Origin of the sequence: Cyanobium usitatum str. Tous (genome assembly GCF_963920485.1) — a bacterium.
Taxonomy (GTDB): domain Bacteria; phylum Cyanobacteriota; class Cyanobacteriia; order PCC-6307; family Cyanobiaceae; genus Cyanobium_A; species Cyanobium_A usitatum_A.
In genome coordinates this window covers 2,414,886-2,432,242 of record NZ_OY986431.1, presented here as the reverse complement: position 1 = coordinate 2,432,242, position 17,357 = coordinate 2,414,886, and the positions used below count along the sequence as shown (strand labels likewise).

20 protein-coding genes and 1 tRNA gene are annotated in these 17,357 nt (G+C 63.7%); 12 read left to right on the top strand and 9 right to left on the bottom strand.

Going from position 1 to position 17,357, the window contains the following annotated elements:
* Positions 1-43 precede the first annotated feature (43 nt).
* From U9970_RS13110 to U9970_RS13100, 3 genes are read left to right on the top strand one after another with little or no spacing between them, the layout of a single operon-like run.
* Entirely contained in the window at positions 44-1,108 is a 1,065-nt protein-coding gene (locus tag U9970_RS13110) for an efflux RND transporter periplasmic adaptor subunit (protein ID WP_322764557.1), read from the top strand.
* Positions 1,105-2,274, top strand: coding sequence for an ABC transporter permease DevC (devC, locus tag U9970_RS13105; RefSeq protein WP_322764556.1), 1,170 nt, complete (start codon positions 1,105-1,107; stop codon positions 2,272-2,274). The genes U9970_RS13110 and devC overlap by 4 nt, the downstream gene beginning before the upstream one ends.
* A complete protein-coding gene (locus tag U9970_RS13100; RefSeq protein ID WP_322764555.1) occupies positions 2,274-3,008 on the top strand; it encodes an ATP-binding cassette domain-containing protein in 735 nt (244 codons plus the stop codon). Before devC ends, U9970_RS13100 begins: the two co-directional genes overlap by 1 nt.
* Positions 3,009-3,015: 7 nt before the next feature.
* On the opposite strand, the gene U9970_RS13095 is transcribed toward U9970_RS13100, so the two are convergent.
* Complete coding sequence (locus tag U9970_RS13095; protein WP_322764554.1) at positions 3,016-5,802, bottom strand: valine--tRNA ligase; 2,787 nt, start codon at positions 5,800-5,802, stop codon at positions 3,016-3,018.
* Between the two features lie 117 nt (positions 5,803-5,919).
* A complete protein-coding gene (locus U9970_RS13090) occupies positions 5,920-6,744 on the bottom strand; it encodes a hypothetical protein (RefSeq protein WP_322764553.1) in 825 nt (274 codons plus the stop codon).
* A gap of 120 nt (positions 6,745-6,864) precedes the next feature.
* Here U9970_RS13090 and U9970_RS13085 point away from each other — a divergent pair, with 120 nt between their 5' ends.
* A complete protein-coding gene (locus tag U9970_RS13085) occupies positions 6,865-7,128 on the top strand; it encodes a Nif11 family protein (protein ID WP_322764552.1) in 264 nt (87 codons plus the stop codon).
* On the opposite strand, the gene U9970_RS13080 is transcribed toward U9970_RS13085, so the two are convergent.
* Positions 7,119-7,745, bottom strand: coding sequence for a 2OG-Fe(II) oxygenase (locus tag U9970_RS13080; RefSeq protein WP_322764551.1), 627 nt, complete (start codon positions 7,743-7,745; stop codon positions 7,119-7,121). The genes U9970_RS13085 and U9970_RS13080 overlap by 10 nt on opposite strands.
* Positions 7,745-8,194 (bottom strand): protein phosphatase, encoded by a 450-nt coding sequence (locus U9970_RS13075; RefSeq protein ID WP_322764550.1) that lies wholly within the window; start codon positions 8,192-8,194, stop codon positions 7,745-7,747. The genes U9970_RS13080 and U9970_RS13075 overlap by 1 nt, the downstream gene beginning before the upstream one ends.
* Before the next feature lie 47 nt (positions 8,195-8,241).
* Between U9970_RS13075 and U9970_RS13070 the strand changes: the two genes are divergently transcribed.
* Positions 8,242-8,499, top strand: a complete 258-nt coding sequence (locus tag U9970_RS13070; RefSeq protein ID WP_322766143.1) for a hypothetical protein — start codon at positions 8,242-8,244, stop codon at positions 8,497-8,499.
* Positions 8,500-8,524: 25 nt separating this feature from the next.
* On the opposite strand, the gene U9970_RS13065 is transcribed toward U9970_RS13070, so the two are convergent.
* Positions 8,525-8,596, bottom strand: a tRNA-Val gene (locus U9970_RS13065).
* Between the two features lie 21 nt (positions 8,597-8,617).
* Between U9970_RS13065 and U9970_RS13060 the strand changes: the two genes are divergently transcribed.
* From U9970_RS13060 to mazG, 3 genes are read left to right on the top strand one after another with little or no spacing between them, the layout of a single operon-like run.
* Positions 8,618-9,544, top strand: a complete 927-nt coding sequence (locus tag U9970_RS13060) for a lysophospholipid acyltransferase family protein (RefSeq protein WP_322764549.1) — start codon at positions 8,618-8,620, stop codon at positions 9,542-9,544.
* 3 nt (positions 9,545-9,547) lie between these two features.
* Entirely contained in the window at positions 9,548-10,045 is a 498-nt protein-coding gene (locus tag U9970_RS13055; RefSeq protein ID WP_322764548.1) for a DUF2227 family putative metal-binding protein, read from the top strand.
* A complete protein-coding gene (gene mazG, locus U9970_RS13050) occupies positions 10,042-10,854 on the top strand; it encodes a nucleoside triphosphate pyrophosphohydrolase (RefSeq protein ID WP_322764547.1) in 813 nt (270 codons plus the stop codon). The genes U9970_RS13055 and mazG overlap by 4 nt, the downstream gene beginning before the upstream one ends.
* 68 nt (positions 10,855-10,922) lie before the next feature.
* Here mazG and arfB read toward each other — a convergent pair whose 3' ends face one another.
* A complete protein-coding gene (gene arfB, locus U9970_RS13045) occupies positions 10,923-11,327 on the bottom strand; it encodes an alternative ribosome rescue aminoacyl-tRNA hydrolase ArfB (protein ID WP_322764546.1) in 405 nt (134 codons plus the stop codon).
* A 118-nt stretch (positions 11,328-11,445) separates the two neighbouring features.
* Positions 11,446-12,621 carry a ligand-gated ion channel gene (locus tag U9970_RS13040; protein WP_322764545.1) on the bottom strand — a complete coding sequence of 392 codons (1,176 nt, stop codon included), beginning with the start codon at positions 12,619-12,621 and terminating at the stop codon, positions 11,446-11,448.
* A 196-nt stretch (positions 12,622-12,817) separates the two neighbouring features.
* Here U9970_RS13040 and U9970_RS13035 point away from each other — a divergent pair, with 196 nt between their 5' ends.
* The 3 genes from U9970_RS13035 (at position 12,818) to speB (ending at position 15,345) form a co-directional block, all read left to right on the top strand.
* Positions 12,818-13,540, top strand: a complete 723-nt coding sequence (locus U9970_RS13035; RefSeq protein ID WP_322764544.1) for a Tll0287-like domain-containing protein — start codon at positions 12,818-12,820, stop codon at positions 13,538-13,540.
* Positions 13,541-13,606: 66 nt separating this feature from the next.
* Positions 13,607-14,464 (top strand): polyamine aminopropyltransferase, encoded by an 858-nt coding sequence (gene speE / locus U9970_RS13030; RefSeq protein WP_322764543.1) that lies wholly within the window; start codon positions 13,607-13,609, stop codon positions 14,462-14,464.
* The gene (speB, locus tag U9970_RS13025) at positions 14,461-15,345 is read left to right on the top strand and encodes an agmatinase (protein WP_322764542.1); all 885 of its coding nucleotides are present in this window, start codon (positions 14,461-14,463) and stop codon (positions 15,343-15,345) included. The genes speE and speB overlap by 4 nt, the downstream gene beginning before the upstream one ends.
* A gap of 13 nt (positions 15,346-15,358) precedes the next feature.
* Here the strand turns inward: speB and U9970_RS13020 are convergent, their stop codons facing one another.
* Positions 15,359-15,757: a Crp/Fnr family transcriptional regulator gene (locus U9970_RS13020; protein ID WP_322764541.1), complete on the bottom strand. Its 399-nt coding sequence runs from the start codon at positions 15,755-15,757 to the stop codon at positions 15,359-15,361.
* 121 nt (positions 15,758-15,878) lie between these two features.
* Positions 15,879-16,121, bottom strand: a complete 243-nt coding sequence (locus U9970_RS13015; protein ID WP_322764540.1) for a hypothetical protein — start codon at positions 16,119-16,121, stop codon at positions 15,879-15,881.
* Positions 16,122-16,234: 113 nt separating this feature from the next.
* Between U9970_RS13015 and gcvT the strand changes: the two genes are divergently transcribed.
* Entirely contained in the window at positions 16,235-17,347 is a 1,113-nt protein-coding gene (gene gcvT / locus U9970_RS13010) for a glycine cleavage system aminomethyltransferase GcvT (RefSeq protein WP_322764539.1), read from the top strand.
* Positions 17,348-17,357 lie beyond the last annotated feature (10 nt).

Genomic DNA, 17,357 nt, shown 5'->3' with positions numbered 1-17,357 from the left:
GCCCCTATAACCGGCCCAGGCGAGGACACATCCAACGATGACCATGCCCAGTCCCACGGGTCGCAAGGGGGGGCGCGGACCCTGGCAGCTGGTGGCGGCCCTGCTCGCCCTGGTGCTGCTTGCCGGCCTCGGCACTCGCCTGTGGCAGCAACGCCAGCAGAAGCAGGTCGAAGCGCGGAAGGCCGTACCGCTGCTGCCCCGCCAGGTGTCCGCCCTGGGTCGGATCGAGCCCCTGGGCGGCATCAGCCAGGTGTCGGTGCCCAGTTCCCTGAGCAATGACCGGGTGCGGGAGATCCTGGTGAAGGAAGGCCAGGAGGTGCGTAAAGGCCAACCTCTGGCGGTGCTCGAAAGCATCGACACCCTGGAGAGCAGTGTGCGCAAATCCGAGGCGGAGATCCGCGTGGCCGAGAGCAAGCTGGCCGCCCAGGACAGCGTCATCGCCCGATACAAGGCCGACCTGGGCCAGGCCAGTGCCGAGGCACGCCGAGCCGAGCAACTGTTCGCCGCAGGGGCGACCAGCGCCAACCGGGTCGAAAAGCTGCAGGCTGACGAAAGCAGCGCCAAGGCCCAGGTGGCCGAAGCGATCGCCACCAAGGCAACCCTGGTGGAGGATCTGCGTTCCAGCCGGGCCTCCCTGGACAAGGACAAGACCGAACGGGCCAAGGCCACGGTGCTGGCGCCGTTCTCCGGCACCGTCTTCAAGGTGCATGCCCGCCCCGGCGACAAGGTTGGTGAGGATGGCCTGCTGGAAATGGGCGACAGCAGCCGCATGGGCGTGATCGCCGAGGTTTATCAGAGCGATCGGCCGATGATCGCCCTGGGTCAGAAGGCCAGCCTCAGTGCGGATGGTTTCAAGGGCCGCAAGGTGGAGGGCCAGGTGGTGGAGATTGCCCGGGAGGTCAGCCGTCAGACCGTGTTCAGTGGCCAGGCCGGCGAGAACCTGGACCGGCGAGTGCTGGAAGTGAAGATCGGCCTTACCCCGCAGGAGTCGGCCCTCGCCAGCCATCTGAACTACCTGCAGGTCAATGTGCTGTTCTCCCCGCTGACCGCGGCCCAGCAGGCTGACCAGAAGGCGGCCCGGGATCGCGTCCTGAGTGGCGCGCCATGAACCCGTTCGCCGCGCTGCGCCGCACGCCCCTGGCCTGGCGGCAGACCAGCCATCGACCGATGCGGCTGCTGGCCGCGATCGCCGGTGTCAGCTTCGCCAACGTGCTGGTGTTCTTCCAGCTGGGGCTGGCCAGCGGGTTGTACGCCAGCCAGAAGCGGCCGCTGCAGCGCCTCAATGGCGAGCTGGTGATGGTGAGCCGCCGCTACACCAACCTGGGCGAACCGCTCAACCTGCCGCGCAGCCGCCTGATGCAGGCCCTGGGGGTGCAGGGGGTGGAAGCGGTGACACCGCTGTACATCGGCAAGACCGACTGGCTGAACCGCGACAGTCGCGAGAAAAAGCAGGCCCTGATTTTTGGTCTGGCGCCGGAGAATCCAGCCCTACGCATCCCCGAACTAGAGGCCGATCGCGGCAAGTTGCTGCGCCCCGATGGGCTCTTCTTCGACACCCTCTCCAAGAAGGCGGCCGGTCCAGTGGCCCAGGTGGTGGCCAAAGACGGCTACTACGACACCGAGCTGCGCGGCAAGCGGGCCGTGGTCAACGGCCTGTTCACCATGGGCCTCACCTTCGCCGCCGACATCAACCTGCTGACGTCGGCTAGCAACTTCAAGACCTGGTTCCCCGATCAGAGCAATGACGACATCCAGCTCGGCGTGATCCAGCTGCATCCGGGCGTCAGCCGAGAACAGGTGCAGGCCACCCTGGCGAGCTTTCTCGATCCATCGGTCAGGGTGCTGACCCTCCAGCAGCTGGAGGCGGTGGAGGTGGACCACTGGCGCAACAACACCTCCTTTGGTCTGATCTTCAACCTGGGGGTGCTGGTGGGCCTGATCGTCGGCGCAATCATCGTCTACCAGATTCTCTATTCCGACGTCAGTGATCACCTGCCGGAATACGCCACGATGAAGGCGATGGGCTACAGCGATCGCTTCGTCGTCGGCATCATCGTGCAGGAATCGGTGCTGCTGGCTGCCCTGGCCTTCGTGCCCAGCCTGGTGCTGGCGATCGGGCTCTATGCCGTACTGGCCAACTCCACCTCGCTGCTGATCGCCATGACCGCCCAGCGAGCCGTTGCGGTGTTCGCCCTGACCCTGACGATGGCGGCCGGATCGGGCTGGCTGGCCACCGGCAAGTTGCGGCGGCTCGATCCCGCCGACATCTTCTGATGGGGCCGCTGGACGCTGCAGCCGGCTCACCCGATCACACCGGGCGCGAGCTGCGGATCGAGGTGCAGCATCTGAACCACTGGTTCGGCGAGGGGGAAACCGCCAAGCAGGTGCTCTACGACATCAACCTGACCGTTCATGCCGGCGAGATCGTGATCCTCACCGGCCCCTCCGGCTCGGGCAAGACCACCCTGCTGACCATGCTCGGCGGCCTGCGGGCCGCCCAGAGCGGCAGCCTGCGGGTGCTGGGTGAAGAGCTGCTGGAGGCCGACAACACAACCCTGACCCGGCTGCGGCGCCAGGCCGGCTTCATCTTCCAGGCCCACAATCTGCTGCCCTACCTAACGGCCCTGGAGAACGTGCGCTTCGGCCTGGAGGTCAGCCCCGTCTGGCTGGGGCAAGGCCGGCTGGCGATGGATGACTGCGCCGCCGCCATGCTGGGCCACGTGGGACTGGGGGAACGGGTGCATTACTACCCCGAGAAACTCTCCGGCGGCCAGAAGCAGCGGGTGGCGATCGCCCGCGCCCTGGCCCCTAGCCCCCGATTGCTGCTGGCCGATGAACCCACCGCAGCCCTCGACAAGACCTCCGGTCGCGATGTGGTCGACCTGTTCCGCCAGCTGGCCGACAGCCACGGCGCCGCGATCGTGATGGTGACCCACGACAACAAGATCCTCGATATCGCGGACCGAGTGGTGAACCTGGAGGACGGCCGACTGGTGGCGAGCGCCTGAGGCCAGATCAGCCCAAATCCCCCAGGCGCCTGCGGGCCAGGGCCGCCTGGGCTTCGGCTTCGGCCAGGTTTGCCTTGCACTCCAGCACCACCTCAGGTGGGGCCTTATCTGCAAAATTTGGATTGGCGAGGCGACCTGCCAGGCCCTTGATCTCCCTATCGGCCTTGGCGATGTCCTTCTCCAGGCGGCCGCGCAAGGCGTCGAGATCCACCAAGCCCTCGATGGGCAGCAGCACCTGCAGCTCACCACTCACGCCGGCCAGGGCCTTGGCGGCCGGAGCAGCTTCGGCCTGCTCGGGGCTAAGCACCACCACGCTCTCGGCTCGGGTGAGGGCGGTGATGTCGGGGCTGGCCTCCTGCAGCAGGGCTGCCAGCTCAGCGCGGCCAGTCACAAACGACACCGGCGCGCTCTGGCTGGGCTTGAGCCCCGCCACTGCCCGCAGGTTGCGCACCACCCGAATCGCCTCGATCAGCTCGGCAAACTGGGCCTCAAGCTGGTCGTTTAGAGCGACCTGATCAAGCGCCGGCCAGCTCTGCAGGGCCAGAAAGCTGCTCTCTGGCTGGCCAGTGAGGCCGTGCCAAAGCTCCTCACTCAGGTGCGGCATCAGCGGATGCAGCATCACCAGCAACTCGCCAAGAACCTTGGCCAAAACAGCGCGGGCGGTGCGCTGGTCGGCCAAAGCTGCTGGGCTCGGGTTTTCACCCGGGTTTAGCCGACGCTTGATCAGCTCCACATACCAATCGCACACCTCGTTCCAGGCGAACTCATAAAGCCCCTTGGCCGCCTCGCCCAGGCCGTAGTTGCCGTAGCGCTCCGCCGTTTCGCGGTTCACCCGCGCCAGCCGCGAAAGGATCCAGCGATCGGCCAGCTGCAGGGCCGCAGCATCGGGTTCGCCCAGAGCGGCCGGCGTTTCGCCGTCCAGGTTCATCAAGGCGAAACGGGTGACATTCCAGAGCTTGTTGGCGAAGTTGCGCGAGGCCTCCACCGTGGCGGAGGTGTCGGATTTGCGGTCGTAGTCGAGGCGAATGTCCTGGCCGGCCCCCGCCACCTCACGCACCAGGGCGAAGCGCAGGGCATCGGCGCCATAGCGCTCAATCAGCAGCAGCGGATCGATGCCGTTGCCAGAGGACTTGCTCATCTTGCGGTTCTGTTCATCCCGCACCAGACCGTGGATATACACATCTCTGAAGGGAATCCACGGGATTCCAGAACCTTCCCCCCCACTCATGAGGGCGCCGGCCATCATCGTCATCCGGGCCACCCAGAAGAAGATGATGTCGAAGCCCGTCACCAGCACGCTGGTGGGATACCAGCGCTCCAGATCGGCAGCATCGGCATCCGGCCAGCCCAGGGTTGAGAAGGGCCATAGGCCGCTGGAAAACCAGGTGTCGAGGGCGTCGGGGTCCTGCTCCAGCACCACGGGATGGGCGTGGGTGCCGCCGCCAAATTGGGCTTCCGCCTTCGCCATGGCTTCCAACTCATCGCGGGCCACCACATAGGGCGTGTTGTCGGTGATCACACCGCCCGTTTCACTCACCACAAACCAGGCGGGAATGCGATGGCCCCACCACAACTGACGGGAGATGCACCAGTCGCGGATGTCGGTGAGCCAGTCGCGGTAAACCTTGCTCCAGCGCTCCGGCACGAAACGGGGATCGGCGTTCTCAAGGGCCTCCCGGCAGCTGGCCGCCAGCGGCTCGGTTTTCACAAACCACTGGGTGGAGAGCAGGGGCTCCACCGGCACCTTGCCGCGATCTGAGAAGGGAACGCTGTGGCGGTAGTCCTCCACCTTCACGAGGAAACCCTCCGCCTCCATGGCGGCCACCACGGCCTGACGAGCCTCGAAGCGATCCAGGCCGGCGAAGCGGCCGGCCGCTTCGTTCATGCTGCCGTCCTTGGCCATCACCGTGATCAGCGGCAGGTTGTGGCGCTGGCCGATGGCGAAGTCGTTGGGGTCGTGGGCCGGGGTCACCTTGACGCAGCCGGTGCCGAACTCGGCGTCCACGTGGTCGTCGGCGACGATCGGAATCTGGCGGCCCACCAGTGGCAGGGTCAGGGTCTGGCCCACCAGCGCCGCGTAGCGCGGATCCTTCGGGTTCACGGCCACGGCCGTGTCACCCAGCAGGGTTTCGGGGCGGGTGGTGGCCACTTCCAGGAAGCCGTTGCCGGCACTTAAGGGATAGCGGAAATGCCAGAGGTGGCCGTCCACCTCCTTCATCTCCACCTCCAGATCGCTCACCGCCGAACCCGAGGCGGGGCACCAATTCACAAGGTATTCGCCCCGGTAGATCAGCCCCTGCTCGTGCAGGCGGTTGAAGGCTTCGATCACGGCGGCGCTGCAGCCGGCGTCGAGGGTGAAGCGCTCCCGCCGCCAATCCACCGAGTAACCGAGCCGGCGCAGCTGGCCCACGATCGTGCCGCCGCTCTCGGCTTTCCAGTCCCAGGCCTGCTCCAGAAAGGCTTCGCGGCCAAGGTCTTCTTTGCGTTTGCCTTGGGCTTTGAGCTGCTTTTCAAGGATCGTCTGCACAGCGATCGAGGCGTGGTCGGTGCCGGGCAGGCAGAGCACGTTTTTGCCGCGCAGTCGCTGGAAGCGCACGATCGTGTCGATCAGGGCCGTGTTGAAGGCGTGGCCCATGTGCAGGCTGCCGGTCACGTTCGGCGGCGGAATCACCACGCTGAAGGGCTCGCCGGGCGCAGCGGGATCCGGATGGAAGGCGCCGCTGCTCTCCCAGGCGTGCTGCCAGCGGCTTTCCGTGCCCGCCGGGTCGTAGGTCTTGGTCAGGGCTTCGGTCACGGCGTAGCTGGGGCTGGGGGGCCATGCTCGCAAAGAGCCACCGCAGCGGGATGATGGGGCAGCACGTGCCATCCATGGCACCCTCGGGGCCACCCGAGCGCCATCAAAGCAATACATTCACTTATCAGCAGCCCTAAGGCGATCAACTGCCTTTTCCAACAATTCGATCGAAACGTCCTCTGCCGAATTTATGTCAGACAGGCCAAAAGGATTATCAATATCGTCAATCAATCGCAACAATAAAATTACAATAAAGGAAATTACTGCAAGAAAAAATACAGACTCGGGGAGATTCTCGGCCCTCGCCATCACCAAGCCCGCGAAAAGGAGCACTGCGGCTATGTCCGCCATCCAGTAAACAAGCGGCACAAACGTGGTGTCGCGTATGGTCTGCACCCGATTAATCTTGGCAAGTATTACCGCTAAATCCTGCATAAGCCTTCCCCTCAACGTAGATGCATCACCCTTGAACTGCACCGCAGCACCCACCACCTCTGCATGGGCTTGAGTGTGGCGTGCCAGCATTTGCTCAGTACTGATCCGCTCCTTCAACCAATCCAGCAAGGACTGGCCAAGACCAGTTACCGCGGTGAGGGCATTAGCAACCTGGGCCTCAGGGTGATAGATCTGAATCGCCTGGATCTCGAGATTCAGCGTCTGAAGAGAGGTTGCCAGCTCGGCAGGTATTTTCTCGCTTTCCTTAAAATCGGTGAGCACACCATTCAGCAGGAAGCCCAATAAAAATATGGTCGAGGCGACCATAGCCGAAAACAGCTGATTAACACTTAAGCGCTCAAGGCCGAAAAAATGAACCCCAACTTTGACGCAACAAAGCACTAGGACCTGCACAAAGACGCCACGCAACTTTCGCAGACGCCTGAGTCTGGCAGCTGAAAACCTAATCATGGGCAACCTTTTAGTTTGGCGCAGTTCAGGCTTCAAGGTTTATTCCATTTACATGATAATTACAGCCCTCCCATCCCTCCAGAGGCATTGCAGAACACAAGCCTGAGCTCGTCCAGCACCTTGGCCCTTAAATTCTTTAAAATGCCTCACAACACCATGGTTGAAACCTTCCTAGAAGCAGTTCTTAGCAACGAAGACCTGCAACGCCAGCTGCGCGGTGTCACAACGGCCGCCGGCCTGGCCGAAGTTGCCGCCCAGGCTGGCCTCAACATCGAAGCCGCTGCCCTGGTAAAAGGCTTTGCCCAGCTGCTGCTAGCCAGCGACGACGCCTTGGCCCTGCGCAACTTCGACAACCTCGGCTGGGATGTGGGTGAGTTGGCCTGGGCCGTCAAAACCTGGGAGCTTGCCGATCATGCCTGAGCGAGCCGGCCCAGGTAGTTCTGATAGCTGCCGGCATTGATCCAGCCGGTAGCGATAGTTTTGCTGTGCTCCTCGCTCACCCTGCCCCGGTGGATGTGGGAGGGGCCAGCCGGAAAAATCACTAGCTTGCCCCTCTCAGCCGGCTCGTGGTGATCCTGCCAATGAAACTCCGTGCCCCCCTTGGGCACGTCGTTGCAATAGAGAATCCAGGCCAGCACGCGATGTACCGGCTCGGTGGCCTCGTCGCTGATTGTCCAGTCGCAATGCCAGCGCTTGAAACCCTCACCAGGGGAGTAGCGCTGCAGGTTGAAGATCGGATTTACAAACAATTCCTGCTCCGGGCAGCACTGGCGAAAGAGGGCCCGCTCCTGCAGGTAGCGCTCCAGCCCAGCCGTTACGCCGCGCAGGATCACCTCCGCCAGGGCAAAGGCCTCAGGATCGGAGCGGTCGATGGCCACCAAGCTGATATCGGTGGAAATTTTGGCGGACTCAGTTTTGCCGCCAGGGCCAAAGGCCACCCCGGGCCGTCGCAGGTCAACGCGCCGCTCATAAAAGGCCATCACCCCATCGGCGAGGGCCTCATAGCCGGCATTGCGATAGGTAGCAAGCAGCTTCATCAGGAACACTCCTGCCAGGGAAGGGCCAAGGCCGCCTCCAACTGCTGCCAGCGCTGAGGCTCCGCCGCGACCCGCCCCAGCAAACCCAGCCGCTCCAGAGCCGCCGCCACCCGACCATGATCCAGGGGGGCCGCGGGCCCTAGGGGCAGCACCAACACCTGGGGCTCGGCGGGATCGGCCAGCACCCGCAGCTCCAAATCCTCCAGCTCGCGCTCAAAGAAAATTCGCCGCATGCGCCCGGTGAGCCCGGGCCCCAGCGCCTCGGCATAGGCCTCCAGCGACTCACGCTCGCCGCTGCAGCCGCAATTGAGCGCCAACCAGATCAGCAGCTTGGCCCAGCTTTCAGCGCTCCAGAGCGGCTGAAAGCTCTCACGGTGCTGCCGCACCAGCTCGCCAATGGCGAAATCAAACAGGGTTGCCTGCAGGTTGATGGCATTCATGCCTGTCATCCTGCCCAGCTGCCGGCAGACTGCACAGGCATGTGACTGCCGCACCCATGGCCCTCGACTTCAACGACCCCGATTTGGAGTTCAGCGATCTCGTGTACGCCTACCAGAGCTGGGTAATGGCAGTGATCAACGACGAAAAGCTCGACGGCGAAGAAACCCTGCTCACCGACGAGATCGCTGACGACGCCCTCAACGCCATGCGCTTTCTGCCCGGCGAAGTGACCAGCGCCATCGAAACCAGCCTCGCCCGTGTCTACGACGTAGATGCCGACGAGCTCGCCAGCCTGCTGTTCCCAGAGGGCTGACGCCCTCCAGGAGCGCCCCCAGAAATGCGCGATGCCGGGTTCGAACCAGCGACATCCTGCTTGTAAGGCAGGCGCTCTACCGCTGAGCTAATCGCGCGCCATAGGCAAAATACACCCTATGGCCCAGGTCCCAATTCGACGCAAGCTGCGCTGGCAACTGGAGGCCCTCGGGGTGCGGCTGCTGCTGCTGGCGCTGCGGGGGCGCTCCCACCGCACCATGGGCCGCGGCATTGGCCAAGCCCACCGGCTAGCTAGGCCCTGGCTGGGGCGCCGCCACACCACGGCGATCGCCAACCTAAGGAGGGTCTATGGCGAGCAGCTCAGCCAGGGCCAGCGTGAGGCCATCGCCGAGCAGTCGATCAACAGCTTTTTTCTCTCCTGCCTCGAATCGATCATCCAACCGGTTGACGCCTCCTTGATCAGCGCCGAGGGGGAGGGGCTCGAGGAACTGTTGCGGCTGCATCGCCAGGGCCAGGGGGTGATCGTGGGATCGCTGCACCTGGGTTGCTGGGATCTGGGGCTGCGCTGGCTGAGCGAACAGCTGGACACCCCGTCTGTCGTGTATCGCCCCGCCCGTAACCCCTACAGCGACGTGCTGCTCAACCGGGCCCGTCAGGCCAACAGCTTCTGCCACTGGATACCCCAGACCGATGCCAGATCGATGTTGCGCTGCCTGCATCGCGGCGGCAGCCTCGTTGTGATGACCGACCTCTACAGCCGCAGCAGCGAAGTGCAGGTCGACTTCCTCGGCCTGAGCACCAACTTCGTCAAAGGGCCAGCGGCCCTTGCGCAGAAATCGGGTTGCCCCCTATTTCCCGTGGCCCAGGTGCGGGAAGACAACGGCCGCTTTCGGCTGATCTTTGGCGCACCGCTGTGGCCCGGCCAGGGTGCCGCCGCCCTAAGCGACCAGCTTGCCGCCGTAGCCCGCTGGCACGAACCCCTGATCCAGGCCTATCCGGAGCAGTACTACTGGATCAACCGGCGCTGGCGAACGGGCGATGGCAGCGGTGAGCGGCTGCGGCCCATCGGCCCACCCGGGCGCTGATCGATGGCCAGCGGCCGCAGCCACGACCGAGCCACCTGGCTCCTAAGCCTGCCCTTTGGGCTGCTGTGGTGGCCCTGGCTGGGGTTGGCGGGGGTGAGCGTGGCCGGCCTGAGCTTTCTGCTGGGCGGCCTGCTGCTCTCCCCCGACCTTGACACCCGCTCCAACCCCACCCGCCGCTGGGGACCGTTGCGGCTGCTCTGGTGGCCCTACCGCAACCTGCTGCGCCATCGCTCCCTGCTCTCCCACAGTCCCCTGCTGGGCACCAGCGGGCGCCTGGCCTACCTGGCGGCGCTGCTGCTGCTGAGCTGCTTGCTGCTGCAACCCCTCGGGGGGCCGCCACCCCAGCAGCTCCTGTCCACCGCCCAGGCGCTCTGGCAGGGCCAGCGTCCGCTGCTGCTGGCAGCCCTGGTGGGCCTGGAGGCCAGCAGCTGGCTGCACCTGATCCAAGATGGCGACCCGATGCCGCGCCTGCCCCGCCTGCTGCGTCGCCACCGCCGATGAGCCCCCAAATTCCGCCGCACCTTGAGGTCCTAGCTGAACTAATCGCCGTGGTGGCTCGCCTGCGCGACCCCGAGGGCGGCTGCCCCTGGGATCTGGCGCAAACCCACGCCTCCCTGGTGCCCTACGTGTTGGAGGAGGCCCACGAGGTGGCCGATGCGATCCGCTCGGGCGACGACCAGCACCTGGCGGAGGAACTGGGCGACCTGCTGCTGCAGGTGGTGCTCCACGCCCAGATAGCCAGCGAGGCAGGCAGCTTTGATCTGGCCCAGATCGCTGCAGGCATTAGCGCCAAGCTGGTGCGCCGCCATCCCCATGTGTTTGGCGGTGGCGAGCCGGCCAGCTGGGAGGAGATCAAGGCCGCCGAGCGCCGGCAGGCCCCCTCCACCAGCCCCCTCAGCGATCGGCTGGCCGGCAAGGTGCGCGGCCAACCAGCCCTGGCCGGCGCCATGACCATCTCCAAGCAGGCGGCCGCGGCCGGCTTCGAGTGGGATGACATGGCAGGGGTGTGGGCGAAGGTGCACGAGGAGCTCGACGAGCTCAAGGAGGCTGTGGCCTCCGGGGATCGCCGCCATGCCCAGGAGGAGCTGGGCGACGTGCTGTTCACCCTGGTGAACGTGGCCCGCTGGTGCGGCATCGAACCGGAAGCCGGCCTGGCGGGCACCAACCGCCGCTTCCTCGATCGCTTCTCCCGGGTGGAGACAGCCCTAGATGGCGACCTCAAGGGCCGCAGCATCGGCGAACTCGAAGGCCTCTGGCAGCAGGCCAAGGCCCAGATCCGCGCTGAAAACACGCCCACGCCAGGCTGCTGAGCCTTGAGCGCAACAGCCTCACAACTTCCGTACAACCTGTACAGATTTAGGGACACCCCGCCAACAGCTCAATCCTCCGGCAGAGGTCGCGAGCCCCGCTGCCCCTTGATCACACCGCGCTGCTTCTTGGCCGCCAGTCGCCGCTGCACTGAACCGCGGGTGGGCCGAGTCGCCCGGCGCGGCGGCGGCGGCGGCTTGATCGCCTCCTGCAGCAGCTCCACCAAGCGCCGCTGGGCGGCCACCCGGTTTTGCCATTGGGAGCGATGCTCACTGGCCGCAATCACCACACAGCTATCCACCAGCTTTCCCTCCAGGCGCCGCAAGGCCCGGGCCTGGAGCGCCGGTGGCAGCGCCTGAGAGGCCGCCAGATCAAACACCAGCTCCACCCGTGAATCGGTGGTGTTCACGTTTTGGCCGCCGGGGCCAGAGGAGCGCGAGAAACGCCAGGCAAGCTCGACGGCGGGGATGGTCAAGCCAGCGCCCAGGGGAAGATCAGCAGGAGAGATCGGGTTAAAGCAAGGTTGAACAATTTTCTAGCAGCGGCGATTCTCAGCCGAGGGCCGCTCCAGGGCAAGCTAGAAGGACTAGTGCTCAGAAGCTCCAGGCAAGCAGGGTGAAGATCAATGCGGAGAGAATGGTAATTGGGGCGAAAAGAGCATCGATCCGATCAAGCCGGCGCAATTCGGCCGACCGCAATACAGGATCCGCGATAGTGTTAACAGCCAGATAATCACGACGACAGCTCCAGATTGACAAGACAAATGTCGCCAGAGAGACCAGATAGGCAAAGATATAGAGCTTGTCCAGGAAAGTCAGCGACGGCATAATGGGAACCGATCCACGATATTCCTGCTGCAGAAATATCAGGGTGAGCACTACTGTGGTCGGCGCCCCAACCCTTGTTTCCCATTCCTTTCGATCAACCTTGGCCACAAGAGTGAGCATGAGCAAAACCACTGCAAGAGGCTGAATTAAACGCCAGAAAGAGCCCCAGGTTGAGGTTCGATATATAGCTTCGAATACAACCTGGCTGAATTGCCGCGGCGGCGCTATCTCCATATTTCCAAAAGTTGAATCATAGCTCTGCCTGAATTCCGCAACTGACCAACCCTCATTGATCCAACCGTTGATATCCTTAAGCTGACCTAGGCCGCTCCCGCCAGTATCTGGCAGAAGTCTGGCATTCGTGTAGTCCAGCCCACCAGTTGGATCCCGGGCCTCAAAAATCAGCGGGAGAGTTAGACTGTTGAAGGGAAATCTACGTAGATGCAACTGATCAATCTTGAAGCGGCCATGATAGTTAAATACTTGCTTAAATCTGCTATCACCAATACGCTGAGGTTCACCGGTCGCCTTTGCAAAGGATTCACTAGCCCCACTTTCAAGCAGATTGACAGGCTGAATAATATCCTGTATTCGAAGATTTTGCGCGCGCATGAAGGCCTCCAAGGGCTCCTCCCAGATAACCCAAATCAGCCCCGAACTTGAAAAACCTGGCGCCGAAAGATCGAGATCATAGTTATTCATGGCAAATACGCCGATCTGAATCTTATTTTTGGCATTGCTCAGGGCTAGCTGATCCTTTTCCAAAGCAGTCAACCCGGGATCCCGGCCACGCTGAAAGCCCTCGTCGAGGCCTAGGACGGAAGCCCCCCGCTGGGAGACCCGCGGCGATGCAGTTTGCTCTAGCTGGGCACCGATTCGGGAGGCGGGGATTTCAAGCCGACGCACTAGCGCAATCACCACGACCAGCGCTAGCAGCGCCAATCCAAGGGTAACCAGGTTGGTGATCCGATTTTTTCCACTCAGCATGGATTAATGCCTAGAACCTGCTCTTGAAGCGTGCCGCAATGGGATGGAGGCAACCAACAAAGTGTAATGCTGGATACTGAGAGGCCTGCCCACCAATACATGTTAACTTGGCTGGATAATCATTTGAGCAATGCCAGGACTGTTCATTCGCATGGCAACACGGAAGCGACTGCTCGCACTGACAGCAACGCTCCTGTTAACCCTTATCTCCTTCGGATACTTGCTGGATACAGCGCTGTTTCAGCAAGCCAAGCAGGAGATTGACAATCGGGCCCATTTCTTTATGGATACGATGCTCGCAGTTCGAGAATATACTAGCAATGATGTCAACCCAATCATCGCCCCGCTCAACTTCAGCTCTCCACAATTTCTACCCGAAGCCGTTCCTAGCTATGCGGCAACAAAGGTTTACACCTATCTAAGCGGCAAGAAAGATTACCGACAATATCTCTACAGAGAAGCCACCCTGAACCCCACAAATCTCAAAGACCGTGCCGACACTTTTGAAGCTCGGATCATTGAGATCTTCAGGGCCAATCCCTCCAGCAAAGAACAGGAAGGCTCCTACACCACAGCATCCGGCAAGCTGCACTACGTCGCTCGGCCGATCGTGATAAGTAAAGCAAGCTGCCTTGCCTGCCACTCCACCCCTGAGAAAGCTCCCCCCAGCCAGCTGGCCACCTACGGCACAGTCAGTGGCTTTGGGTGGAATCTTGGTGAGATCGTCGGAGCCCAGATCGTGAGCATTCCGGTGGAGGAAGTGAATGCGGCAAAAAGCACCAATTTCCTTTCAATCATGTTGATCTTTTTCTTTGCACTTGCCGTTCTTAGCCTACTCATTGTTTCGCTTTCTTCCGTGATACGGATGCGTTGAATACCCCCGCACTGGCGATCCAGGACACTCCAGAGGCTTGACTGGAAAGCAGCAACCCCCAGGCCTGTGAGCACCCCACCCGCCCCCACCTGGATCGACGAGGTCTTCGACGGCGTGCGCTACGGCCTCGAGGGCACGGTGCTCGCCGAAACCCAGTCACCCTTCCAGCGGGTGACCATCATCGACAGCCAGCGCTACGGCAAGGGCCTGCTGCTCGATGGCTGCTGGATGACGGCCGAGCGCCAGGAGCGGCATTACCACGAGCCGATCGTGCATCCGGCCCTCTGCGGCGCAGCGAGCATCGAGCGGGTGCTGGTGATCGGCGGCGGCGATGGCGGCACCGCCCGCGAGTGCCTGCGCCACGCCGGCGTCCAGCAGCTCGACCTGGTGGAGATCGACGGCCTGGTGGTGGAGTGGAGCCAGCAATACCTGCCCTCCATCGGCGGCGGTTGCTGGAGCGACCCCCGCTTCCAGCTGACGGTGGGCGACGGCATCGCCTGGGCCGCCCATGCGCCCGATGCCAGCTACGACGTGGTGATCGTCGATGGCTCCGACCCGGCCGGCCCCGCCGAAGGCCTGTTCAACCGAGCGTTTTTTGAGCACTGTCGCCGCATCCTGCGGCCCAGCGGCGTGTTTGCCACCCAGAGCGAATCACCGGAGGCCTTCCGCCAAGTGCACATCGACACGGTGAAGCTGATCCGCGAGGTGTTCGGCTACGCCGACCCGATGTATGGCTGGGTGCCCATGTATCCGAGCGGCTGGTGGAGCTGGACGTTCGCCGCTACAGACGGCCGTCGCTATCTGCAGCCGGATCCCGCCCGCGCCGCGGCCGTCGCCTGTGGCTCGGAGATCTGGAGTCCCCGCTGGCAACGCGGCGCCTTCGACGCCATCCCCGCCGCCATCGAGCGCGCCCTCAACACATGACCAACCTCTTTGACACGGATTTGTTTGACACAGATCTCTTTGACCAAGACGGCGCCATCTACATGGCCAGCCAGCGCGATCCGGCCGGCTGCCGCGTCGGCCTGTTCGGCGTGCCTTACGACGGCACCACCTCCTTCCGCCCCGGCACCCGCTTCGGCCCCGCCGCCATCCGCGAGGTGAGCAGCGGCCTGGAGAGCTACTGCCCCCAGCTCGATCGCGACCTAGAAGACCTGGCCTTCGCCGACCTCGGCGCCGTTGATATCCCCTTCGGCGCCCCTGAGCCGGTGGTGGCGGCCGTGAAGGCGGCCACGGAAGCGGTGCTGGCGCTGGGGCTTAAGCCGCTGATGCTGGGCGGCGAACACTCGATCAGCTCCGGTGCCGTGGCAGCCGTGGCGGCCCAGCACCCCGAGCTGGTGCTGGTGCAGCTCGATGCCCACGCCGACCTGCGCCACGAGTGGCTGGGCGCGCAGCACAGCCACGCCTGCGCCATGCGCCGCTGCCTGGAGGTGCTGCCCAGCCAGCAGCTGCTGCAGATCGCCATCCGCAGCGGCAGCCGCGAGGAATTCAGCGAGTTGCGGAACAGCGGCCGGCTGGTGGCGATCGAGCGGATGGCCGAGGCGCTCAAGCCCCTGCGGGGCAAGCCGATCTATCTCACGGTGGACCTCGATTGGTTTGATCCGGCGGTGATGGCCGGCACCGGCACACCGGAGCCCGGCGGCTTCCTTTGGGGTGATTTCGCCGCACTCGTGGAGGAGCTACGCCACCACAACCTGGTGGCCGCCGATGTGGTGGAGCTGGCTCCCATGCTGGATGCCAGCGGCGTGAGCAGCGTGCTGGCCGCCAAGGTGGTGCGCAGCCTGCTGTTTCTGCTCGACCGTTAATGCCGAAAGTCGATCAGTAGCAGCAGGTGCCGCTGGTGCGCTGTTCGCGCAGGCGCTCGTGCTGCTGGCTGATCAGCAGCACCGCCAGAGTCGGGTGGTTATGCAGCAGGTTGAGGAAGCGCAAGCGATCAAGCCGCAGGATCTCAACAGGGGTACGGGCAAAGGCTTCGTTGCGATAAATGCCGTCGCGCCAAAGGATGTCTTGATAGCTGAACAGCTCTCCGGGGCGGTAGCAAAGCTTCTCGCCGCTCTCGCTGATCACCTCGATGATGCCCCGGCGCACCCCATAAATCGAATCGGCCCGGGAGCCCCTGGAAAACACCTTGGAGCCGGTGGGCAGGGTGAGAACCTCGCAATCCACTTGAGCCGCCATCAGCTCCAGCGGGGTCGTGATCGTCGCCGAAGCCACCATGCCCTATACCCCCTAATCGAACCCAGAGTCCCTTAATACAGCTCTGCCGCCCATGGCGCCTAGCTATGGCGAGCACAAAAGCCAAATAAGCCCTAAAACGAGACAAAATTACAGATTTTCTTCAGCTTTTACCAAAAGCTGCTTCGAGGCTGAGCTGCTGGTTCGGCTGGGCTGATGTCCCCCCAGCTACTGCCTCCGCGCTGAACGCAGGTAGTCGCGGCGGCCGGGCCGTCCAGTGGTGGCACCACAGCTCCAGGGCCAATTCGGGATGGATCGACAACTGGCGCAGCTGACACCAGCCGAGTTCAGCGCCACTGGGTGGGGCGCAGTGGCGGCAGCTGCGGCAGCAAGGGCGCTGACCCATCCAAGGGAGTGATCTGGTCTCTCAAGGTATGGACGATTGACCAAAGTGGTAGCAGATACAGCGAATCTTCCAAGTTCCTTATTGATTTCCGCAGGCCTGCATAGGATCCGGCCATGGGCTTGATACGCACCCCCCTGTTTGCAGCCACCCAAGCAGCGGGTGGCCGGATGGTGCCCTTTGCCGGTTGGGAGATGGCCGTGCAATTTGAGGGCTTGGTGGCAGAGCACCAGGCCGTGCGGCGCCGCTGCGGCATCTTCGACATCTCCCACATGGGGGTGCTGACCCTGCGGGGCGCAGGCGCCAAAGACGCCCTGCAGGCTCTGGTGCCCACCGATCTGTTTCGGATAGGCCCCGGCGAGGCCTGCTACACGGTGCTGCTCAACGAGCGGGGCGGCATCCGCGACGACCTGATCGTTTACGACCGGGGTTGGCAGCCAGATGGCCAGTGCCACGAACTGCTGCTGGTGATCAATGCCGCCTGCGCCGCAGCCGACACCGCCTGGATTTGCAGCCAGCTAGAGCCCCTCGGCATCCGTGTTGAAGATCGCAAAAGCGATGGCGTGCTGCTGGCCCTCCAGGGCCCGGAGGCGGCCGCCCGCCTGGAGGAGTTGGCGGATAGCGACCTGAGCGGCCTGCCCCGCTTCGGCCACCGGGAGCTGAAACTGGCTGGCGCCAGCGCCTTTGTGGGCCGCACTGGTTACACCGGCGAAGACGGCTTCGAACTGCTGCTGAACCGGCCAGACGGCCTGCTCCTGTGGGACAAATTGCTGGCCAGCGGCGTCAGCCCCTGCGGCCTCGGCGCTCGCGACACCCTGCGCCTGGAAGCGGCGATGCACCTCTACAGCCACGAGCTGGATGAGCACACCACACCCCTGGAGGCCGGCCTGGGCTGGCTGGTGCACCTGGAAATGCCCAAAGCCTTCATTGGTCGCGAGGTGCTGGAGCGCCAGAGCGCCGCGGGAGTCCAACGGCGCCTGGTGGGATTGAAGCTGCAGGGCCGCGCCATCGCCCGCCATGGCTATCCGGTGCTAGCTGCCGGGGCTCCAGTGGCTAGTGAGCCGCTGGGGCACATCACAAGCGGCAGTTGGTCACCCACACTCGAAGAGGCGATCGCCCTGGCCTACGTGCCAGCGAGCGCCGCCAAGCTGGGCACCGAGCTGGCGGTGGAGATCCGAGGCAAGGCCGAGCCAGCGCTGGTGGTCAAACGCCCCTTCTACAGGCGCTGACGCCCCGGGT